The sequence below is a fragment of the Nostoc sp. genome (assembly GCF_036917395.1).
GTDB lineage: Bacteria > Cyanobacteriota > Cyanobacteriia > Cyanobacteriales > Nostocaceae > Nostoc.
Genome location: NZ_JBALDI010000074.1, coordinates 1 through 22,378 on the forward strand (window position 1 = coordinate 1; position 22,378 = coordinate 22,378).

Below are 22,378 nucleotides of genomic sequence, written 5' to 3' on the forward strand. Positions count from 1 at the left end.
GAAACCTACTCAATGGTGACGGCAAACCGTTTCTGGTCACAGATTTTTGGTATTGCTTTCTCTAACAAGCGCTGGTTGCACTTCTTCATGTTGTTTGTGCCAGTCACAGGCTTATGGATGAGCGCCGTCGGCATCGTCGGTTTAGCCCTGAATTTACGGGCTTATGATTTCGTTTCCCAAGAATTACGGGCGGCGGAAGACCCGGAGTTTGAAACCTTCTATACCAAAAATATTTTGCTGAATGAGGGTATCCGCGCTTGGATGGCTCCTCAAGATCAACCCCACGAACAATTTGTATTCCCTGAGGAAGTTCTACCTCGCGGTAACGCTCTCTAAGTATTAAAAGCCGACCATGATCTGAATAAGGATTGTGGTTGCCAAGAATTGACACCACCCAGATTAAATAATCTCCTTGGCATAAGCTAAGAATGTGTCAATATTCCCCATTCTCCAGTCATCTCCCGCTTATTGGTGGGGGATTTTTTTATATGGTTAATATTTCTAAATTTATGTGTTATATTAGATGAAGGTTATAAACCCGGAGCAAATGCTCTGCCCTTTTGAGACTAAGACCGCTTAGGCAACAAGGAGGTGATGCCCATGATAGAAAGTAGTAAATGCATGGGTCATCAGGTTGCAGTTAGCCGGCTGTGTGCCGGGGCTGTTCTCTAAAAGTTAGCCTTAGTCATCCTGAGATACTAAGTTAGCTCAAGTAGCTAGGCAAGCTCGGAGTTCCTTCCGGCAGTCTGGTTGCAACCTGAAGACCCGCTAGACCGCTCTGACTTAGATCACCTGATCTAAATCAGAGCGGATAGTTTTTTATGGATGATTTTTGTTTTATCAAGGGTTGTTTTTGAAAACTTAGATGGCGATGCCTGCGGCGGGCAAAGCCAACGCGTTTAAGTTTTCTTAAAAAGAAAAATATTTTGGCTCAAACCTTGGCAGCTGACCAGATGTGAGTAATAGTGTCTATCTACTAAGTTTGATTTAAATATACATACACGCATTATGCCCTAGTTTATCCTCCCATACTTTCTGTGTGGAGAATAAAAAGGGTTTGTCTTCATAAAATGCAAGATGTAATAGATATATATAAGAATTTTTTGATATGCCACAACTACTCACTGAGGCGGAAATTCAAGAAAATGCAAAGGTTTTGTCAGGTTGGACTGTTGAAGACTCCAAATTGCAGACTACTCGCAGATTCAAGGATTTTATCCAAGCAATTGAGTTTGTCAATAAGCTGGTGGAGCCGGCTGAGTCAGCAGGACATCATCCAGATATAGAAATTTCCTACAACAAAGTGAAGATTACCCTGACAACACATGATGCAGGCGGACTGACGCAGACAGACTTTGATGTAGCGCGGACGATTTCCCAAATCAACTAAGTGATTTTTCTAATATCTTGCACTAGGAAACTGGAAGTCACGGCGACGCGAGATTCAGCGTTTAGCAAGCTTTAAAAGTATAACTATGGGTTTTGCTTTCGAGGGCGCGGGTTTCAAAACCCTTGATTCCTAAGCTGGTGTTTGTGATCATAGAATACTAGACAAGCAAACTTGGTTTGTATAGCCGAGCCAGTGTGTTTTAACTGGTGTTCTATTTCTACTAGGACTAAGTACAAGAAATGATTTTTGCTGACAAGCTGCTAAGTGTCTGAAGCTTTGAGCAATTTAGCCAAGTAGGGAGCAAATGCCCTAAACCCTACTCCCTGCCTAGATATTTAGATAAGTATGTGTGACAGTTATTAAGCCGATCACTCCAATCTTGCCATCTAGATCAGATGTTTTATAATGTTATGATATAAACATATGTTTTTGCATAAGTTAATCACATAAGTTTTTAACCCTAAGTTAATCGTTTATTAGCTTTGCAAAAACTAAAATTGTAGTAGTGGCAACTATGCCTCATGCACAGGTTTCAATGATATGTCACATTTTTGAGATTTTAAGTGCAACGAATACAATTATCTAAACAAGGTGTGAGGAGTAAAGAAAAGATGTCTAATCTCTTGTGGAAATCCTTAGTGGTTAGCCCAGCAGTTTTGGGAGCAACATTGTTAGTTTCGACAACAGCAATTGCGGCTCCAACCACAACCACTGAAGTATCACCAGCCAAACAACCGGGTGTAACGGAAGTTGCCCAACAGCCAGAAATATTGGCTCAAACAACCATAGATCAAGTTAATCGCTACAGCAATGAAGGCAACCAAAATAGCGCTCAGTCTCAAGTAACATCGGTTTCTCAATTTTCCGACGTACAACCCACTGATTGGGCATTCCAAGCATTGCAGTCCTTGGTTGAGCGCTATGGTTGTATTGCAGGTTACCCAAATTCTACTTATCGCGGTAACCGTGCTTTAACCCGTTATGAATTTGCCGCTGGTTTGAATGCCTGTTTGGATCGGGTTAACGAATTGATTGCCACAGCAACAGCTGACTTGGTGACCAAACAAGATTTAGCGACTTTGCAACGGTTGCAAGAAGAATTTTCTGCAGAATTGGCAACCCTACGCGGTCGTGTCGATTCCCTAGAAGCGCGAACTGCTGAATTAGAAGCTAATCAGTTCTCCACTACCACAAAATTAGTCGGTGAAGCCGTTTTTGCCGTTAGTGATGCGTTTGGAGGTAACACTGGTGACAACAACAATACTGTCTTCCAAGATCGGGTACGTTTAGACTTGCAAACCAGCTTCACAGGTAGAGACGTTTTACATACTCGTCTCGCTGCTGGTAATGCACAAGCTTTTTCACTAAGGGATAACGCTGGTAATCCGATCAACACTGCTGAAGGCACACAAACGTTTGAAGTCAGTAGCACTGGGAACAATAGTGTCAAAATAGACCGCTTAACCTATGAAGCTCCCATAGGTCCAGCCCAAGTTTACCTTGCAGCTAGTGGCGGACGGCATAGCCATTATGCCGCTGTCAATAACCCTTACTTTTTTGATACTACTGACGGCGGTAATGGTGCTTTGTCTACCTTTGCTTCTGAAAGTCCTATCTATCGTATTGGTGGTGGTGCAGGTATAGCGCTCAATCTACCCCTTGGGAAAGGTGGCGGTATCCTGGGAAATAGCTCAATCACTGCGGGTTACTTGGCATCAGAAGCTAATACTCCTGTTCTTGGTTCAGGTCTGGCCGAGGGTGACTATGCTGCTTTAGGACAGTTGAACTTTAGTGTTGGCGATCGCTTGGCTTTAGCTGCTACCTATGTTCACGGATATAATGCCGCAGGTGGTTTGTTGTTCAACTCAGGTTCCACATCAGATGGAACTTTTGGAGATGTTCAAGTAGGTACTGGACAAGCTAACCTTCTAAGTGCCACAAATGGATCTTCAAGTAATTCTTACGGTGTGGAGGCTGCCTTTAGGCCCAGCGACAAACTGTCAATTAGTGGCTTCGTCTCTTACCACGATATCACCGGCTTTGGTGCAAATGATGATTTTGACGCTTGGAGCTATGGTGTTGGGGTAGCCTTACCTGATTTCGGTAAAAAAGGTAACGTTTTAGGTCTTTTTGCTGGTGTCGAACCCTATTCCTTTAACCGACCAGGTTTTGTTGGTAATGACAAACCCTATCACTTTGAAGGCTTCTACAAGTATCGCGTGTCGGATAATGTCTCAGTTACCCCTGGTGTAATCTGGTTGACCTCTCCTGGTCAAAACAGCGATAACGATGATGCGTTTATCGGTACACTTAGAACAACTTTCACCTTCTAGAGTGCTGACTATCCACTAAGAATTTTGAACTTTATTGATCCCCGCCATCAGGCGGGGCTTTTTGTTGTCGGTAGCAGCAATAAACCCCAGTAGGTAACCGGAGTATACTAAAAAAGTTAAGAGCTGTGAATTAAGAATTGAATAGTTCTAACTTACGGCGTGAGTAACTTTTTTTGAGCGAACTTTTCTAATAAAGGTTGGCAGTTACATGTTGCCTAATATCCTAACTCTGCCAATTTTAGATTTTGAATTTTAGATTTTAGATTTTTCCTTCAATCTAAAATCCAAATTGAATGACTCCTAACCCTAACCTATTGCTGCTTGTGGAACTATCGTGTAAATCGGAATACGCAATTCTAGCCTTATTAGAGATGGCCGCTCATTACGAAAGCGGCGAACCGCTGCAAATTCGACACATTGCAGCACAACAAAACATACCCGATCGCTATCTGGAACAGCTACTAGCAACCTTGAGGCGTGGGGGTATAGTCAAGAGTCAGCGTGGATCAAAAGGTGGCTATCTGTTAACGCGAGAACCCCGGAAAATCATTCTTTTTGAGATTTTGGAATGTTTAGAAGGGTTAGAGGTGCGGACTTGTGAAGAAAACGTTAATCTCAAAACGCTAGATAGTTCGGTTATAGAAGAAATTTGGCAAGAAGCAAGTCGCGCGGCAAATTCAGTGTTGCAAAAATATACGCTCCAGGATCTTTGTGAAAAACGAGATTCCCGGCGGCAGTTGGATATCATGTACTACATTTAGTCAAGAGTCATTAGTCATCAGCAAATGACTCTTGACTCTTGACTAATAAGTAAGTAGGCAAGAATAAATCAACCTATGTTACGCAATGTAAATATAATTAAATTAGCTCACTGGAAGCGGCTCTCTCCCTAGAAAATAGGGCTGGAGCCGCTTACCCTTCTCCCAATGTGAGAAGACTCGCTCTAAGCGTTGGCGCAGCCTCTCTAAAAGTTGCCATGCCGTTGGCGTACCCCTACCGGGAAGCAAGCTACACGGAAACCTTTAATTATTCATACCCACTTAACTTAATAAGTAATAACTAATAACTAAGGACTAAATATATGCGAATAGCTCGTAACATTACAGAACTGGTTGGTCGTACACCCCTAGTGCAGTTGAACCGCATTCCCCAAACAGAAGGATGTGTTGCTGAAATTGTAGTGAAACTGGAAAGTATGAACCCATCGGCATCAGTCAAAGACCGGATTGGGGTGAGTATGATTAACGCCGCCGAGGAAGAGGGGCTGATTACTCCTGGGAAGACAATATTGGTAGAACCTACCTCTGGAAACACAGGAATTGCCCTAGCAATGGCAGCAGCAGCCAAGGGTTATCGATTAATTTTGACAATGCCAGAGACGATGAGTGGGGAGCGTCGGGCAATGTTGCGGGCCTATGGAGCAGAACTGGAACTAACGCCAGGAATGGAAGGCATGAGTGGGGCAATTGGGCGAGCGCAGCAAATGGTTAATACTACACCAAATACCTATATGTTGCAGCAATTCCGCAATCCAGCCAATACAAAAGTGCATCGGGAAACCACAGCGCTTGAAATCTGGGAAGATACCGATGGACAAGTAGATATGATCGTGGCAGGGGTCGGCACAGGTGGTACGATCAGTGGTGTAGCAGAAGTGATTAAAGCACGCAAGCCGAGTTCTAAGGCGATCGCAGTTGAACCAGCCAATAGCCCAGTTTTATCTGGGGGACGGCCAGGGCCACACAAAATCCAAGGAATTGGCGCTGGGTTTATTCCCCAAGTGCTAAAGATAAAATTGATTGATGAAGTGATTACAGTCACCGATGAAGAAGCGATCGCTTATAGTCGGCGTTTGGCAAAAGAAGAAGGGCTACTATCTGGTATTTCCAGTGGAGCAGCTTTATGTGCAGCAATTCGCGTTGCCCAACGTCAAGAAAATAAGGGACTTTTAATTGTGATGATTCAGCCCAGTTTTGGTGAGAGGTATTTGAGTACACCGTTGTTCCAAGACCTGGAGGCAAGATTAGCCGCTAGCGTCAGTTAACGATAAATTGAATTAATGGTCAATTCTAAGCACGTTTCTAACCATTACGAAACTCTCAAAGTTAGTCCAAGTGCAAGCCTTGCGGAGATTAAGCAAGCTTATCGCCGCTTGGTTAAGTTGTTTCATCCTGACAGTAATCAGGAAACAGCCGATCGCGAACAGATTATCCGCATCAATGCAGCTTATGAGGTCTTAGGCGACAACCAAAATCGCCGCAATTATGACCAAGAACTGCAAAATGAGTCCCAAAAATTAAATAGCGATCGCCTACAGCGTACAGCATCAGCCCAACAGCATTACCAGACAAGACGAAAAACAGGACGCGATGTTGACGAGCAAGTAGAAGAATGGCTGCGCCAAGTTTACCAACCAGTAAATCGCTTGCTTTGTAACATTCTTTATTCGTTAGAAGAACAAATGGATCAATTAGCCGCTGATCCCTTTGATGATGAGTTGTTAGATGAATTTCAGGAATATTTAAAAACCTGTCGAGATGACTTGAAGCAGGCACAAATTACTTTTCGCTCCCTGCCGAATCCGCCTAGTCTAGCAAGAACAGCGGCTCACCTCTACTACAGCCTCGATCAAGTAGCAGATGGACTCGATGAGTTGGGTTACTTTCCTTTGAACTATGATGAGCGTTATTTACACACAGGTCAAGAACTATTCCGCATAGCTACGGGATTACACTGTGAAGCGCAAGCGTCTGTAAGTTAATGAATATGGGGCATTCGGCATTGGGCATGGAGTATTAGTTATTTTGATTTTTGCGATCGCTCCTTGCAGAAATCCCAGCCTTACCCAAAATTCAGTATCCCAATGATAATTATTTAGACCGACCTACTTACTCTAATTGAATGTGCTTTTGATGTGATACTTTAAAAAATCATACCCCTAATCCCCTACCTGCGGAATTTAGATGGTTTCAAGGGATTTCTTCCTCTTTTGTGTGATGATAATTTTCGTACAAGTCTATTCGATAGTCCTCAAAGTAAATGTTTGTTTTATACACCACTCCGATTGCATTCAATACTAACACCTCCTTTCAAACCCAGTTCCAATCTCAATTGACAGGTGGAACTCTTGGAGGAGATGGATTTACCTTTGTGCTGCAAAATAGTCCGGCAAAGGTCAGTGCTAAGGGTAGTAGTAGTGGCAATTTAGGCTATGGCGGGACTGTCACTCCTATTACTAAGAGTCTGGCAATCAAGTTTGACACTTCTAAGAATGCAACAGATCCTAACAACAATAACATTGCTGTGCTGCGAGATGGTGATGTGACTGCTGGGCTTGCAACCACCAGTACTGTCACTGATTCCAACTTAGGTACACCAATTGATCTGAACTCCGGTAAGCCAATTAATGCTTGGATTGAGTACAATGGCAATACCGACAAACTGGATGTTTTCCTTTCCCAAAATTCGACTAAACTTCCAACTGCCACAATAGCACTTTCCAACCAGATTGATTTAACTTCTGTTCTTGGTTCCCAAGCCTTTGTTGGCTTTACTGCTGGGACAGGATCTCGAGTTAATGCTCAAAATATTTACAGTCAGAAATTCAACTCCAATAATGGTAGCTCAATTGGATTAATCGGCTATTGGAAATTTGATGAGGCAACAGGTAAAACTGTTTTAGACAGCTCTGGCAATAATAATAAGGGATCGTTGATTAATTCTAGCAGAACGGTTGGGCTATATGACCAAGCTCTTCAAGTGAGTGGAAAGAATAGTTCCCATGCCAGTATACCTGCTTCAGCTAGTCTTAACTCTATGAGTAATCAAATCACTGTCTCAGCCTGGGCACGTCCAAATGGTAAACCAGTGGGTTTTCAGGCTGTTGTAAATAGACAGATTGGCACCCTTGTCCATCCCGATCAATTCTTTTTGGGGTTTGGTACGCGAAATCGAGTAACTACCTATAAATGGGAATTAGGCACCACTAATGGTGAAGGTGATGTTTACAAAGGTTTACCAACTGCTGATCGTTGGGTACATCTGGTAGGGACATACGATGGCAGTATGCTCCGTCTTTATGTTGATGGTGTTCAAATTGGTGCCAACCCAGTTACTGGCAATCTATTAGTAGATAACAATCCAGTAACTATTGGTGCAGCGGAGAACTATGCTGAAGGGACACCATTGGGTGACTGTTTCAATGGACTAGTTGATGAAGTCCGCATCTATAATCGTGCTTTGAGTGCAACTGAAATTATAAACTTGCGGTGAAATAGTTTTATCTCATGATAATCATTATCAAAAATGGGGTGAGGAATAGGCAGCCGTCGGCTGCCTATTCCTCACCCCATCCGTATGAGAAAATAATCATTATTAGAGGGAGTTTACTCTATGTTTTATTTTTTTGAAGTCCTGTTGGTTCCGCAACTCAGATCATCTGACTTTTCACGGGATCTGAAAAACCTCACTTCTATTTCTCTCTCCTATAAGGCTACGGTGTACACACATCTCGAAAATTCCCTATCCAAATTGACTTTACAACCCATAAATCAAACTGACTTTTCACGGTAAGTCCTCAAGCTCTGAAAAAGCGTGGCTTTTTCCACAGTCTAATTCTCAATAGCTCTGAGTTAATGAAAATAGTTAACGCAAAAATCAAGGCTTGGGAAACCCTCAAAATGACCTTTTCCACATCCCGTGAAAAGTCAGATTATAAGTATTATTACTTATCGCAGAAGTGGAAAAACTGCAAAAGTATAGTTATTTAGAAATGGTAAATGACAAAGAAATTAGTTTATGCTGGAAGTGGTAAAAAATTAAGAATTTTGAAGTTTTATTTCCAAATATACTCATGCAATGTATTGTTAATCGCCGCGCTCAGTTTTCGGCAAGTCATCGTTATTGGTTGCCAGAACTGAGTGAAGCCGAGAATATTGAGAAATTTGGTGCTTGCTCTAGATTTCCGGGACACGGACATAACTATGTTTTATTCATTTCCCTAGCCGGGGAATTGAATGAATATGGCATGGTGCTGAACTTGTCCGATGTGAAACACGTAATCACAGGGGAAGTTACCAGTCAATTGGACTTCTCTTATCTCAACGATGTGTGGGCAGAATTTCAACAAACTCTGCCCACCACTGAGAATATTGCACGGATTATTTGGCAGCGACTAGCACCCCACTTACCTTTAGTTCGTGTGCAGTTGTTTGAACATCCTGAACTTTGGGCAGATTATATGGGAAACGCAATGGAAGCCTACCTCACCATCAGTACTCACTTTAGCGCCGCCCATCGGCTAGCTCACCCTAACCTCAGTAACGAAGAAAACACTGAGATTTATGGTAAGTGCGCCCGTCCCCACGGTCACGGACACAACTATCATCTAGAAGTTACTGTCAAAGGGAAAATTGACCCACGCACCGGTATGATTGTCGATTTAGGGGCATTGAACCAAGTAATAGAAGATTATGTGGTCGAGCCATTCGATCACACATTTTTAAACAAAGACATTCCTTACTTTGCCGAAGTTGTGCCCACTGCTGAAAATATCGCTTTTTACATTAGTAATTTACTGCGATCGCCTATTCAGGAATTGGGAGCTAAACTTTACAAAGTGAAACTGATTGAAAGTTCCAATAACTCCTGCGAAATCTACTGTACTGAGTCAGAATCAGATTCAGTCAGCGCAGCCGTGAATCAGCCAGTATTAGCACGGGTTTAGCTAATTGAAAATCCAGGCATAGGACATAAGGATAGCGATTTCTGCGTTCACGAAGTGTCTCGGAACGAGAATCGCTAGCGAATAGCTCTAGGTCAGCAGTCGTCCAACGCACTGGAGTTGTTTGCATAAAAACCCCCTAGCATTTTTCTAAATCATATTTTAAAAATACCGCCGCCGGGCGGAATGTCGCAAATAGCGATAAATGCCCCAGGCTAAAACTCCAAAAAAGAGATTTAGTAAAAAGCGACTAAATATAAACCACAAAATATCGGCATCAAAAAGCTTTGACGGACTTAAGGGACTTAAAATCCTGGCTAAGAGAAACAGCCCAAAAATAGCATTTCCACCTAGCATGAGGGCAAACAGCACTAAACTCCTCTGCCAGTAACGGCGCTGGGGTGTACGGTCCCAAATCAGGATAATTACAGGTTTACCTTGCACTTTTCGCAGCAATTGTTCCAGTCGCCAAAACATCCACAATAGAAATGGAAATAAACCATAGCTAAGAAAACGCAGGGGTAGTGAGTAACGCCAAGCACTAGATAGGATATTAACTAGGGCATGACAGATTACAGAATTTAGCCAAGCCCTAAAAATGAACTTCTTGTCTCGATTTAACCGAGTATGGGAGGAAATATAGATTCCTAAGGCATATCCCCAAGGCGCAGAGAACATGGCGTGGACTGGTGTACCTATAGTCCGGTCAAGAATTGATGCGGTATCGTGGAAAAGGTAAATCCAATTCTCTTCGGCAGTGAATCCAAGGGCAACCGCTACAGTGAAGAGGAAAACGGTAGAGTGAAGTAATCGATACCTGCGTTGCAGATAGCAGGTTGGGACAACAACCGCTACCAACTTACAGCCTTCTTCAATTGGGCCTACTTCCACGAGCTGCCGCAAGGCTATACCAAAAAGCGTAGACGCGCAGCGGCTTGTCAAGAGACATCGCTTAATCTGATGCCAGTCCCCAACCTTGTTGGCTACAATTTCAAAAATCCATTCGAGGCTAAGGGCTAAGATACCAGATATTGCCCCGATGATAAAGAACATCAGCAACCTTGACAGAGGTGGGGCAAATGGCACCCGACAATAGTAGTAGCCTAGCAGCAGCAACGGTGGTATCGCTGCCCACAGCAGTAGAGAAAAATCAACCACTCACCTGAGCGATCGCTGTACGGTGACGGTGGGTATTGTTGGTGATAGTAGGAGTTTGGAAACCCGCCTCAACAATAGTTTGCTCAATGTCCAAAGCAAAATATTCATCTAAATACGGTTCAGTACTTTTGAGCAACGTCAAAATGTAGGGTGGCATTTTCTTGTAAACTTCAGATTTGGGATTTATGTCCATGATTGCCAAGTAGCCACCTGGACGCAGCACACGCCGCATTTCAGCAAAAATTTGTCGGGTTACTGACTGGGGTAATTCGTGGCACATCAAGAAAATTGAGACTAAATCAAATGAGGCATCTGGTAGCCCAGTAGATTCAGCTTGGGCATGAAGCCAATTAATTTTAGCTTGACGTTGCCCAGCGCGGTAATTGGCAACAGCTAAGAAGTAGGGAGATAAGTCCAAGCCTGTGATTTTGGCATGAGGATAAATTTCTTGGATGGCAAAGGTACTCAAACCTACAGCACACGCCAAGTCTAGGATGTCTTGAGGTTGATTGGGGATTTGAGCTTTGAGGATATCGTGGTAACTTCGGCGCAGTTTAGCATCTCCTTCGGCTCCAGCATCCTGCCAAATTCCAGCATGGACAGTACGAGCAGCAACTTCTAGCTCCCAAGCGGCTTTCCAACTGAGGTCTCCACCTTCGTAGGCATGGAATGGCCGCAAGTAGTATTCTGGGTAAGAAAGCTGAAGATTTTCTACTTGAGCTAGATCAGCCTTCCAATCACGCGCCTGTAGTGTCTCGACTTCTTGCGTCCAAGGCACGCCAATTCTTTCGGCACGTTTAATCATCATTTGTCTAGCTTGATGCTTGGCTAAGTTAGCTAAAGGCTTGATTGCCAGTACCCCATTTACCAAACGGGAAGCGAAGCCAGGAGTAGTATTTACAGCAGCGGTCATAAATTAATTTGCGTTCAACAGCTTTTTTACTTATGACATACTTGCTGAACGGCAGTTTAGAAATGAATTGAATTGTATAACAGCAGTCTGCCTCCTTTGGCTTGCCCCAAGCAACAAATATTATAGAAGGTTGACATTTGGAGAGCAGCAAAGTTCTGAGAAAATGAGAATTATGCCGATTTACATTTTGGAATTTTATTCAAGACTGGTAAAATTTTGATACTTAGCAACATTTGTCTCAACAGGGATAGCAAAAAGCTGAGTGCCATTTATAACAGTAAGTTAAGCTTATTGGAGTCAAATATGGCCAGAGCAAGAAGAACAAGTGGCTTTTTAAAAGATTTTCAAAATTTTGCCCTTAAAGGCAATGTAGTTGACTTGGCGATCGCCGTCATCATTGGTGGTGCTTTTGGTAAGATTGTCACTTCCTTTGTTGAAGATGTGATCATGCCATTGATTAATCCCTTGGTTAGTTTTGCTGGCAAAGACTGGAGAACTATCGCCATTGGCCCGGGAATCAAGATTGGTCACTTTCTTGGCGCAATAGTTGACTTTGTAATTATTGCCTTAGTTTTATTTGTAGCAATTCGAGCCTTACGAAAATTCAAGAGAAAAGAAGAAGTCGCCGATGAACCCTTGCCAGATCCTAACCTTGTAGCCCAAGAAAGATTGACTGGCGCGTTGGATAGACTCAACCAAACCTTGGAAACTCGGAATAATCAAGTTTTGTAAGTGGGGATTGGAGGGATGAGGGAGAAATCAATTCAAAATTCAAAATTCAAAATTCAAAATTGTTCGCGTAGCGTCTCGTAGAGAAGAAAAAGACTGGGGGAGATGTAGCTTTAACTTCCCGTAAGGTGGGAAATGAGGAAGTGAGGGAGAAATATTCAATCCCCATACCCCATGCCCCATGCCCAATGCCCTACTTTGCAGTAGGCTTGAGAGCTAACAACATTTCTAATTCACTAGTAGATTTATCAGGACTAATAGCGGTAAAACCAACACCACGAATCGAATTCAGGATGGTGATGGTATCGGCGTTAGACGATACAAAACTATTGATCAGGGGCACAGTTTTAGTTTTATCCATATCCAAGTATAAATAACCACCGTTGGGTTTTTGCAAAGAACCAGTAACGGCTTTGAAGACATCGCCATTGTCGAGAGATAGATTTTTGCGATCGGCAACTGCGTCAGCAATTGGGCCACCAAGAGCTACAAATACAGTATCTTGATCCAGCCAACCATGCGCCAATAAAGCTCCCTGTCGGGGAATTTGCCATTCAGTTACGTCTTTACCACCGATATTTCTGTTGGCGACGTTGATTTGTTGGGTTTTGGCGAGAGTATCCAATTTTGTCAAGGTGGCTTCGGCAGTTTTGCGATCGCTAGTGTCAAATACTAAAGCACCTCCAAAACCAACAGTTGCTAACACCCCTTGATTAGATGGAATCGCACCAAAGGCGAATTCCCCATTCATCCAGCCAAAAATATCCTTATCCAGGTCTATATTGACAAATTTCAGTTGTCCTCGCACTTGTTCCAAAGCTTGCTTCATTTCTGGATAATCTTTTGACTGTTCTACTAGCGCTTCCCAGCCACGACTGATGCCGTTTCCGCTAACCAGAGCAAAGGTATCAGTGGGAAATTGCCCCACTATATTTCCCGGACTTGATTGATACTGAAATTTATTTAGTTGCGGATCTAAATTGGCGATCGCTTTTACCCGCACTCCCGCATCATCAACACCAACACCCGCCACCACAGATTTTATCTGCTTCAATTGCGCCAAGGCTTGTGGAGGTAACTGCTTTGCCTGCGGACTTGCGGCTGCTAATTGCTGTACCATCCCTGCATAGTCTGGTACATAAATTTGGGCGAGGCTGTTTTTGACATCCACTCCTTTGTTGAGAATGGTGCTGGCACCTTCTTTACTGGCAAAAGAAGACTGTCCCTTAAAGGTGTCAATTGCTTTTTCTACAGCTTGCTTTTGGGGGGCTAATACCAAGTGACTATTATTTAAAACTACGCTATATATTGGCTTGCCATTTTCTCTAGTTTCGATAATTTTTTGACCTTGGTAGTCAGATTCCTGGAATTTTACCCCTTTTTCTGACTTCAATTTATTAGCAAAATTCAAGGCACTGAGTTTATCCTTGATTCCCACCACCATCAGGATATTTGGTTCCTGCTGTAAATTTGTTGGTACATTAGGTGCCCCAGAGGGCACGTTTAACTGTGCCGATTTCACAGGATTTGGTGGCAGTACAGCAATCATTACACTACCAGCCCAAGGCTTTATGTCTTTTTCATAAGAAACGTTACTGCCACTGAATATTTGCTTATTGAAATCTTGCAGACTTTTTGCCACTAACTTTTGTGCTTCTGGAGTGCCAAACTGCTGTAACTTTGCCCAACCTTGAGAGTCAGTAGTAATATAAGTTGCCATCAACGCTGTTGAAGGTACTACTTTAGCACTGCCTAGAGCGTCTGAGCTACCTCCTGATGAACCTTTAAAATACGTATAAGCCGCTATACTTCCTGCTACAACTACAGCAGCGCCAATAGCAGGAATTAAAAGCTTTGATTTACTTTCGGGCATTTTGTTATCCTCTTTTGCTCAGATTGTCACCGAGATTTATACAAGTGTCATTGTAGAGTTTTCGGATTTATTAATAATTTCCGCTCATTGATCGGTATTTACTGATAAAATTAGTAGTCCTATAAGTTAGCGGTCTAAAATTACTCTCAAAAATATTTCAATGGAATGAGGAGCGAATCCGCAAATGATATGCTGTTCATTTCAAACAAAATAGCCTGTTCAACAGAGGCAAGCTATCCTAAGTTATAAGAATAATTAGGAGTATTTGTACTTAATGAGAATTTATCGAGGTGTAAGAGACTCTTGACTCGATGACAAAAAAGTGCAAAACATCAGGAAAAGTAGATGCGGGAGAGATATGGAAAAAAGTCCAAGGATCGGCAGCCGACGTTCGGAAATTCGGGTGAGATTAATTTCAATTCCCCAATCGCAAAGGGGAGTCCTCAATTGATTTGGGAAATACAGACACCGCTTTTTGCTTAACTACATCCAGCCAAGCCAGACTTTTCAGGATTACAAGGTCAGTAAGGATCAATGTCGAAGTCTTATTTTGATACAGATAATAACGCACACAAACCTTTTGAGTTACCGGGAGCAAGACCACACTACAACCCCGATCGCCCCGGACAAGTAGAGCATATTTTTCTTGATCTCAGCTTAGATATCCCCAAGCAAAGCTATCAGGGCAATTGTAGCATTCACCTCTTACCAATCCGTAATGGCATTGAGCGTTTGACTTTGGATGCTGTCAACCTGAATATCGAGTCTGTGCAGGTGGACGAGGTGGCACAAAATTTTGACTACGATGGGGTACAGCTTTCCATCCAACTTTCTGAGGCGACCCAGATTGGTAAACGCTTGCTGATTGCGATCGCCTACTCGGTGGTAAAACCGCAACGCGGTATTTATTTTATTCAACCAGACAAGCACTACCCAAACAAGCCTACTCAAGTTTGGACTCAGGGAGAAGACGAAGACTCTCGCTTTTGGTTCCCCTGCTTTGACTATCCAGGACAATTGTCTACTTCAGAAATTCGCGTCCGTGTTCCCAACCCTCTGGTTGCGATTTCCAACGGCGAACTGATTGACACTACAGAAGATGGTGATTACAAAATCTACCATTGGTCACAGCAACAAGTTCATCCTACTTACTTGATGACTTTGGCAGTAGGTGATTTTGCGGAAATTCGGGATGAGTGGAAGGGTAAACCAGTCACCTACTACGTAGAAAAGGGACGGGAGGAAGATGCTAAACGCAGTATGGGCAAAACTCCCCGTATGATCGAATTTTTGAGCCAAAAGTATGGCTATCCCTATGCTTTCCCGAAATATGCCCAGGTTTGCGTCGATGACTTCATCTTTGGCGGAATGGAAAACACCTCCACAACCCTGTTAACAGATAGATGCTTGCTGGATGAACGCGCCGCCTTAGATAACCGTAATACCGAAAGTTTAGTCGTCCACGAACTCGCGCACCAGTGGTTTGGTGATTTGGTAGTGATTAAACATTGGTCTCATGCTTGGATTAAGGAAGGAATGGCTTCCTACTCTGAGGTGATATGGACAGAACAGGAATATAGTCTAGAAGAAGCAGCTTACTATCGTTTATTGGAAGCTCGTCGTTACATTAGTGAAGATAGCAGCCGCTACCGCCGGCCAATGGTAACACATGTTTACCGGGAAGCTATTGAACTTTATGATCGCCACATCTACGAAAAAGGGTCTTGTGTTTATCACATGATTCGGTTTCAATTGGGAGATGAATTGTTTTGGCAGGCTATCCAAACATTTGTCGAAGATAATGCCCATAAAACTGTAGAAACAGTAGACTTACTCAGGGCGATTGAAAAAGCTACTGGACGAAATCTTTTGTTCCTCTTTGACCAATACGTTTATCGTGGTGGTCATCCCGATTTTAAAGTAGCTTACTCTTGGGATGGAGATGCTAGTTTAGCAAAAATTACAGTAACTCAAACCCAAGCTGCTGAAGGTAAAAATGGCAGTAAGGATTTGTTTGATTTAAAAATCCCTATTGGTTTTGGCTATCCGCTACAAGAAGTGAGGAGTGAAGAGTTAGGAGTACAGACGCGATTAATCGCGTCTGTACAGGAGTTAGGAGTTAAAAATAATTCCCAACTCAAAACTTTTGTAGTACGAGTAAATGAACGTGAACAAAGCTTCTACTTTCCCCTGGAAAATAAGCCCCAATTTATCAGCTTTGATGTTGGGAATAATTACCTGAAAACAGTAGCTTTGGAGTATCCAATACCAGAGTTAAAAGCCCAGTTAGAATCTGACCCCAACCCGATTTCGCGCATCTATGCAGCAGAAGCTTTGGCGAAAAAAGGCGGGTTAGAAGCGACAAAAGCACTATCTGCGGCGCTAAAAAATGACCCCTTGTGGGGTGTGCGTGTGGAAGTGGCTAAACAACTAGCCCAAATTAATTTAGACCAAGCCTTTGATGGCTTAGTTCTTGGATTAAAAGATAAAAATGCTTACGTGCGACGATCTGTAGTGGAAGCACTTGCTCAAATCAAAACTGCTGAAAGCTATAAAGTTGTGAGAAGCTTGTTGCAAAAAGGCGATCCCAGCTACTACGTGGAAGCAACAGCCTCTCGTGTGATCGGGGCGATCGCATCTGCAAATTTGGAAGAAAAACCCAAGGAAGACAAGGTATTAAAGCTGCTGAAAGGCGTTTTAGAAGAGAAAGCAGGTTGGAATGAAGTCGTGCGGAGTGGTGCAGTTGCTGGTTTAGCTGAATTCAAAACTTCGGAAACAGCCTTAAATGTGCTAATTGAATACACCAAACTTGGTGTACCACAACCTCTACGTTTAGCCACAATTCGCGCTTTAGGAAAGATTTCTGTAGGTCAGAATCCGGTTAATTTGGAACGAATTTTAGAAAAATTAACAGAACTAGCCAAAGAAACCTTCTTTTTAACGCAAGTGGCGGTAGCAGCAGCATTAGGACAAATGGAAACACCCAAAGCAGTCAGGATTTTGCGATCGCTAGCTGAACAAGCAGTCGATGGGCGTGTACTTCGTTATGCTGAAGAAGAAATTTCTAAGGTGCAAAAGAATATTGGTTCAGAAAAAACCCTGCGTCAATTGCGTGAAGATTTCGACCAACTCAAACAACAAAACCAGGAATTAAGAAGCCGTTTAGAAAACTTGGAGGCTAAATCTAAATAGCACTACATGATAATTAAAAGTAGCTTATTGATAATTGGTAATTGTGGCAAAACCACTACCAATTATCAAATTTATAGCAGTCCTAAATGATAATTATGTTATGAGTCGCTGGTTGATTCATCCACCTAATTATACATTTTGTCCTGCAAAAAACCGAACAGATATAGGACTTACGCAAAAAACCTCTCAAACTCTTATTACTCCGTGTCGCGCCAGTTGCTACAACGGGGGTAACCTCGCAACGCACTGGCTTCTCTGCGTCCTCTGTGGTTCGATTTTCCGTTACCTGTGCGTAAGTCCTGATACCATTTATTTGTGAGGCTACGCAAAATTTTGTTGGCTTCTTATTTGTTTATTTGTTTATTTATTTCTTTGTGTCCTTGTCTACGAGACGCTATGCGAATGCGTTCTTCTCTACGAGACGCTGCGCGAATGCGGTTCGTTCGTCATATAGTTTGGCACATATTCATACAAAATTGGTATGAAATAGATCACCTGACTTAACGTAAGTTCTATGCGCCTTTGGCTTCGTTGAAACTAATATACGCAGAGGATATAACATGTCAAATTGCAGTAGTATACTGCTTGGGCTTGTCCTGGTTAGTCAAGAAAAGTCTGTTTCTGTTAGGAATAACTTCTGAATGGGCTGTAATTACAGTTACAGCAGTCACCTGTGGTGCTATTTTATCAACTTCATTATGGACGAATGTTTTAGAAGACCATGAATGCAGGAGTATTCAAGCAAAGCTAAATGGGTGGCTAAGACAATCTGAATTTTAAAATGATGAAATCCAAGACAGTAATAGTACTACTGCTCCATATAACTGTTAGTAAATAAAGTTACTTAACTGTCATAGTTTATTTAAATTTGTATACATTCAACATAGGTAAATATTTATGTTTTTATAAATAATGGTTAAGAAAAGATAAAATCATCTGAAACTTGGATAAGTAGTTGTAGTTTTATAAAGTATAATTAAGAAAAAGATAAACAAATATAGGCAGTAATATAGGCTAAAATCGCCTCGAACAATATCCCCAAAGGATAAAGTTCTAGTTGTTTTAGATAATAAGACTACCGCAACCCTGAACTTGCAGCTAACTTGTGGGTCAGCATGAAAACCATCATTGTAAATTTTTCAGTGGAAGAGGCAAAAAAGTGGGTCAGTATCAACCTACTCAGCTAAAACTCTATAATCCAGATGCGATCGTTCGCTACTATAGTTACCGTCCGTGGCTTGCCTGGGGGCGACTGCTGAGAATTATCTCCTCTTTTGCAGGATTTATACTCAATCTCAAGTGGGACGAATGGCAAGATAAAGTTGAGCAGAATAAAGGTAAACGAGCTATCCAGTTGCGAGAACTGCTGACCAGGCTCGGCCCGACTTTTATTAAAGTTGGTCAAGCCCTCTCTACCAGGCCTGACCTGATACGCAAAGATTTCTTAGAAGAACTGATCAAGTTACAAGATCAGTTACCACCTTTCGATAATGCGATCGCTTATCAGATTATCGAAACTGAGCTAGACCGTCCAATCCATGAAAGTTTCAGCGAACTGTCACCTAACCCAGTAGCAGCAGCTAGCTTGGGTCAAGTATACCGTGGTCGTCTGATCAGCGGCGAAGAAGTCGCAGTGAAGGTGCAACGCCCCAACTTACACCCGGTGATCACACGCGACCTATATCTGATGCGTTGGGCAGCAGGTTGGCTAGCTCCTTGGTTGCCTTTAAATCTTGGTCACGACCTAACTTTAATTGTGGACGAGTTTGGTACGAAGTTATTTGAAGAAATTGACTATATTAATGAAGGCCGTAATGCCGAACACTTTGCTAGCAACTTCCGCAACGACCCGCAAGTTAAAGTTCCAGGAATTTACTGGCGTTATAGCAATACCCACGTTTTAACCCTGGAATGGATTGATGGCTTCAAGCTGACAGATACTAAACGCATCCGCGAAGCAGGTTTAGACCCAGAGGCGATCATCCAAATTGGTGTTACTTCAGGATTGCAACAGCTTTTAGAACATGGTTTCTTCCACGCTGACCCTCATCCCGGCAATTTGTTTGCCATACCCGATGGACGTATGGCTTACATTGACTTCGGCATGATGGATCAGTTGGAGGAAAGCTCCAAAGAAGCACTGGTAGATGCACTAGTGCATTTGGTGAATAAAGACTATACCGACTTAGCCGAAGATTTTGTAAAATTAGGATTTCTGACTCCAGACACGAATATTTGCCCAATTGTGCCAGCATTAGAAGCGGTGCTAGGAAACGCTATTGGCAAAAATGTCAAGGATTTTAACTTCAAAACTATTACCGATGAATTCTCGGAACTGATGTACGAATATCCTTTCCGAGTGCCGGCGAAGTTTGCTTTGATTATTCGTTCCTTGGTGACTCAGGAAGGTATTGCCCTGAGCCTCAACCCAGATTTCAAAATTGTTGAAGTAGGTTATCCCTATATAGCACGGCGGTTGCTGACGGGGGAATCGCCCCAATTACGGCGGCGATTATTGAATGTGTTATTCAAAGATGGTAAATTCCAGTGGCAGCGGTTAGAAAATTTGATTGCGATCGCTCGTAGTGATAACAACTTTGATGTATTGCCCACAGCCCAGATGGGGTTCCAATATTTAATGTCCGAAGAAGGCAAGTTTCTGCGGCGACAACTGGTACTTGCTCTTACCGAAGATGACCGCCTCCACACTGAAGATGTCCAACGCCTGTGGAACCTGGTTAAAGATGACTTAAAACCGGATCGTTTACTAAATGTAGCGATCGGTATTTTAACAGACTTATCCAGGCAAGGCGCAGCTGCTATCCTCCCAAAAGCTACATTCCTTGGGTCTTTTGCTGGAAACCAGTCAGCAAACAAAAAATAAAAATTATTTAATATAAATTAGGAGTTTTCATGTACTATTTTCCTGTGCAACCGCCTTATTTTCTGTTACTTGTTGGCTTTCTAACAGCATTAACATCTGGTTTGGCATTATCTGGCACTTTGAAAGTAATTGTGCAGAAATGGCCAAGTGAACGCACGGAAAATACTAAACCTCGTTCTTCACTGAAACAATTATTTGTGCCATTTCTCGGCATAACTGCCGGTACTTGTCTATTTCTATCTTCAGGCTTAGAAATATTTGGCTTTCCCTCCTCTTTGGCTTTAGGAGTCGGTCTACCAATTAGTCTGTTTACTTGTTTATTAGTTTGGTTGCAGTTGGGAAGTATGATGACCTTTATAGAACGCGAAGGTATGCAATCTTTAGATTTAGATTCTATGTCATAGATTTAGGACAATATGGTTAAGTTCTTATTAACTGAACTGTATTGATATTTAAGATACTTCACTAATATAAAAATCAACCTAAATGCTCATCAGCGACGGTGAGCATTCATACTTTTATTGTCAGGATTTGTCAAAGCTTTGTAGGTAACCGTTCACGGGGGTAACGAGAGAATAATGGTTACAGGCAAATTGTCAGATGATTTAGCCTTATTTCCTCCAATTCAAGGACTTAATAGTAGCTCAAAGCCTATTAACTTGGTATCCCCCCTGAACGGTTACCTTTGTAAAGATGCAATTAATCACGTCTTAATATCTTTTAGGGATTGCATAAGATTTAGTAATCGGATAAAAATAAGTACTATTACAGTAGTCAGTACTCACATTATATATGTGAATATAGTATTTGCTTGAAATCGAAACAAGCTATATAATTATGCCGTCTCGAAACGTATTTTTGGTGTTAGTTTCAGCCAAATTCTATTTCAAAAATGAAATCTTATGAACCAAGAAAAACCAGACGTTTGTTTTTGTAGTTTAGCTTTGGGTAAAAGATATCGCTCTCATGCTTTCCTATTAGCTCAAGATATTGAAAAACATTCGCCGGGAACATGCTTAATTGTCCTAACAGATCAGCCACAAGAATTTAAAAAATATCCTAATGTTTTAGCATTTAAACATGAACAACAGAGCATTGGTTGTTACCACGATAAAAGATTTGTAATTGGCAAAGCAATATCACTGTTTAATACTTGTATATTTGTCGATGCAGATATTAGAATATTAGATAAGTTACAACCAGACATGAAATGGCTTCCTGGCATAACAGCAAGAAGTTGTGCCAGTATTGTCAAACACAATCAAGCATATATTAATTCTGTAAATGATGCCTACAAGCCAAATAGAACTAAAGACTTGGCCATTCTGAGCAAGCTAGCACAAAAGCTAGACCTGGATTTAAAAGATACTAATATCCAGTTTGTGATGGAAATGTTATTTGTAGTTACAAGGCAAGATGGGCGTGAAATCGAATTTATCAAGCACTGGGAAACTATTGCACTTTACTGTGAGTTAAATGGTTTTTATGGTGCTGAGGGTTATGCAATAGGATTAGCTGCTGCTAAGGCTGGATTACCAGTTCGATGGGATGCTATGGACAATATTGTTTATTTCAAGGATTGGGTAGAACGCCAGAAAATCAAAAAGGGACAAGCAAATCCCGATAAAACGCTGATATATTTTCAACAGCACGAAGCGATTGAATACCGCCAAAATTCAATTTTCCAAAAGCTGGTACGTAAACTAGATAAATTTATCGGCTATTACTATCGTTCATTGTGCTTAAGACTTGCGACATTGAGTAATTTTGATTTTTATTACCGATAACATATTGCAAAAACAAAGAGACGATGTAGAAATTCATTTTTTTCATGAAGCGAGTGAGGCGCAAGCACAAGAAAAATGGAATAGACGGGCAAAAAGAATAAATTGGGATAATCTTTTTATTAAATTTGCAGGTGATAAAGATTTGTGCAATGAGTAACTTATAGAAGAATTCGACGAATTAGACTTTCCTCATAAAATCTGTCTCACTGCCAAAGAATATTCTCAACTCAAATCTACCGTATTTGTTAAAAATTATGTGATAAATGGAGCAACTATGCATGACATTTCCAGAAAGGATTTTGATGTTGCTGGTTGGCTCAACAAAGAAGGTGGACAATTCTCAACTGTGCAAAGGTTAATAAATAAGCTGATTTAACTGGCACAGCTTTGCTATATT

The 22,378-nt window shown here is 41.9% G+C and carries 16 protein-coding genes and 2 pseudogenes; 14 read left to right on the forward strand and 4 right to left on the reverse strand.

Annotated features, from left to right (window positions below):
- The 8 genes and pseudogenes from V7K46_RS25020 to V7K46_RS25055 form a co-directional block, all read left to right on the forward strand.
- A pseudogene (locus tag V7K46_RS25020) lies at positions 1-336 on the forward strand (photosystem II D2 protein (photosystem q(a) protein)); the annotation flags it as partial.
- A gap of 772 nt (positions 337-1,108) precedes the next feature.
- Entirely contained in the window at positions 1,109-1,390 is a 282-nt protein-coding gene (locus V7K46_RS25025; RefSeq protein ID WP_335117948.1) for a 4a-hydroxytetrahydrobiopterin dehydratase, read from the forward strand.
- A 611-nt stretch (positions 1,391-2,001) separates the two neighbouring features.
- A complete protein-coding gene (locus V7K46_RS25030) occupies positions 2,002-3,723 on the forward strand; it encodes an iron uptake porin (protein WP_335117950.1) in 1,722 nt (573 codons plus the stop codon).
- A gap of 323 nt (positions 3,724-4,046) precedes the next feature.
- The gene (locus V7K46_RS25035; RefSeq protein ID WP_273769373.1) at positions 4,047-4,484 is read left to right on the forward strand and encodes an RrF2 family transcriptional regulator; all 438 of its coding nucleotides are present in this window, start codon (positions 4,047-4,049) and stop codon (positions 4,482-4,484) included.
- A 320-nt stretch (positions 4,485-4,804) separates the two neighbouring features.
- Positions 4,805-5,767, forward strand: a complete 963-nt coding sequence (gene cysK / locus V7K46_RS25040; protein ID WP_335117952.1) for a cysteine synthase A — start codon at positions 4,805-4,807, stop codon at positions 5,765-5,767.
- 15 nt (positions 5,768-5,782) lie between these two features.
- Positions 5,783-6,484: a J domain-containing protein gene (locus V7K46_RS25045; RefSeq protein WP_335117954.1), complete on the forward strand. Its 702-nt coding sequence runs from the start codon at positions 5,783-5,785 to the stop codon at positions 6,482-6,484.
- 278 nt (positions 6,485-6,762) lie between these two features.
- Positions 6,763-7,995: a LamG-like jellyroll fold domain-containing protein gene (locus V7K46_RS25050; RefSeq protein WP_335117956.1), complete on the forward strand. Its 1,233-nt coding sequence runs from the start codon at positions 6,763-6,765 to the stop codon at positions 7,993-7,995.
- A 580-nt stretch (positions 7,996-8,575) separates the two neighbouring features.
- Positions 8,576-9,448 carry a 6-carboxytetrahydropterin synthase gene (locus V7K46_RS25055; protein ID WP_335117958.1) on the forward strand — a complete coding sequence of 291 codons (873 nt, stop codon included), beginning with the start codon at positions 8,576-8,578 and terminating at the stop codon, positions 9,446-9,448.
- Here the strand turns inward: V7K46_RS25055 and V7K46_RS25060 are convergent.
- The 3 genes from V7K46_RS25060 to V7K46_RS25070 are packed head-to-tail and all read right to left on the reverse strand — an operon-like array spanning position 9,408 to position 11,516.
- Positions 9,408-9,575 carry a hypothetical protein gene (locus V7K46_RS25060; protein ID WP_335117960.1) on the reverse strand — a complete coding sequence of 56 codons (168 nt, stop codon included), beginning with the start codon at positions 9,573-9,575 and terminating at the stop codon, positions 9,408-9,410. The genes V7K46_RS25055 and V7K46_RS25060 overlap by 41 nt on opposite strands.
- Positions 9,576-9,607: 32 nt before the next feature.
- A complete protein-coding gene (locus tag V7K46_RS25065; protein ID WP_335117962.1) occupies positions 9,608-10,603 on the reverse strand; it encodes a PrsW family intramembrane metalloprotease in 996 nt (331 codons plus the stop codon).
- Positions 10,596-11,516, reverse strand: a complete 921-nt coding sequence (locus tag V7K46_RS25070) for a class I SAM-dependent methyltransferase (protein ID WP_335117964.1) — start codon at positions 11,514-11,516, stop codon at positions 10,596-10,598. The genes V7K46_RS25065 and V7K46_RS25070 overlap by 8 nt, the downstream gene beginning before the upstream one ends.
- Positions 11,517-11,819: 303 nt before the next feature.
- Between V7K46_RS25070 and mscL the strand changes: the two genes are divergently transcribed.
- Positions 11,820-12,248 carry a large conductance mechanosensitive channel protein MscL gene (gene mscL / locus V7K46_RS25075; protein ID WP_335117966.1) on the forward strand — a complete coding sequence of 143 codons (429 nt, stop codon included), beginning with the start codon at positions 11,820-11,822 and terminating at the stop codon, positions 12,246-12,248.
- A 190-nt stretch (positions 12,249-12,438) separates the two neighbouring features.
- On the opposite strand, the gene V7K46_RS25080 is transcribed toward mscL, so the two are convergent.
- Positions 12,439-14,118, reverse strand: coding sequence for a DUF3352 domain-containing protein (locus V7K46_RS25080; RefSeq protein ID WP_335117968.1), 1,680 nt, complete (start codon positions 14,116-14,118; stop codon positions 12,439-12,441).
- Positions 14,119-14,652: 534 nt separating this feature from the next.
- Between V7K46_RS25080 and V7K46_RS25085 the strand changes: the two genes are divergently transcribed.
- The 5 genes and pseudogenes from V7K46_RS25085 (at position 14,653) to V7K46_RS25105 (ending at position 22,357) form a co-directional block, all read left to right on the forward strand.
- On the forward strand, positions 14,653-17,310 hold the full coding sequence (locus V7K46_RS25085) for a M1 family metallopeptidase (RefSeq protein ID WP_335117970.1): 2,658 nt from the start codon (positions 14,653-14,655) through the stop codon (positions 17,308-17,310).
- Between the two features lie 1,159 nt (positions 17,311-18,469).
- Positions 18,470-20,194 carry an ABC1 kinase family protein gene (locus V7K46_RS25090; protein ID WP_335117972.1) on the forward strand — a complete coding sequence of 575 codons (1,725 nt, stop codon included), beginning with the start codon at positions 18,470-18,472 and terminating at the stop codon, positions 20,192-20,194.
- 29 nt (positions 20,195-20,223) lie between these two features.
- Entirely contained in the window at positions 20,224-20,598 is a 375-nt protein-coding gene (locus tag V7K46_RS25095; RefSeq protein ID WP_335117974.1) for a hypothetical protein, read from the forward strand.
- Between the two features lie 498 nt (positions 20,599-21,096).
- A complete protein-coding gene (locus tag V7K46_RS25100) occupies positions 21,097-21,981 on the forward strand; it encodes a hypothetical protein (protein WP_335117976.1) in 885 nt (294 codons plus the stop codon).
- A 4-nt stretch (positions 21,982-21,985) separates the two neighbouring features.
- Positions 21,986-22,357 (forward strand): annotated as a pseudogene (locus V7K46_RS25105) (DUF1919 domain-containing protein).
- Positions 22,358-22,378 lie beyond the last annotated feature (21 nt).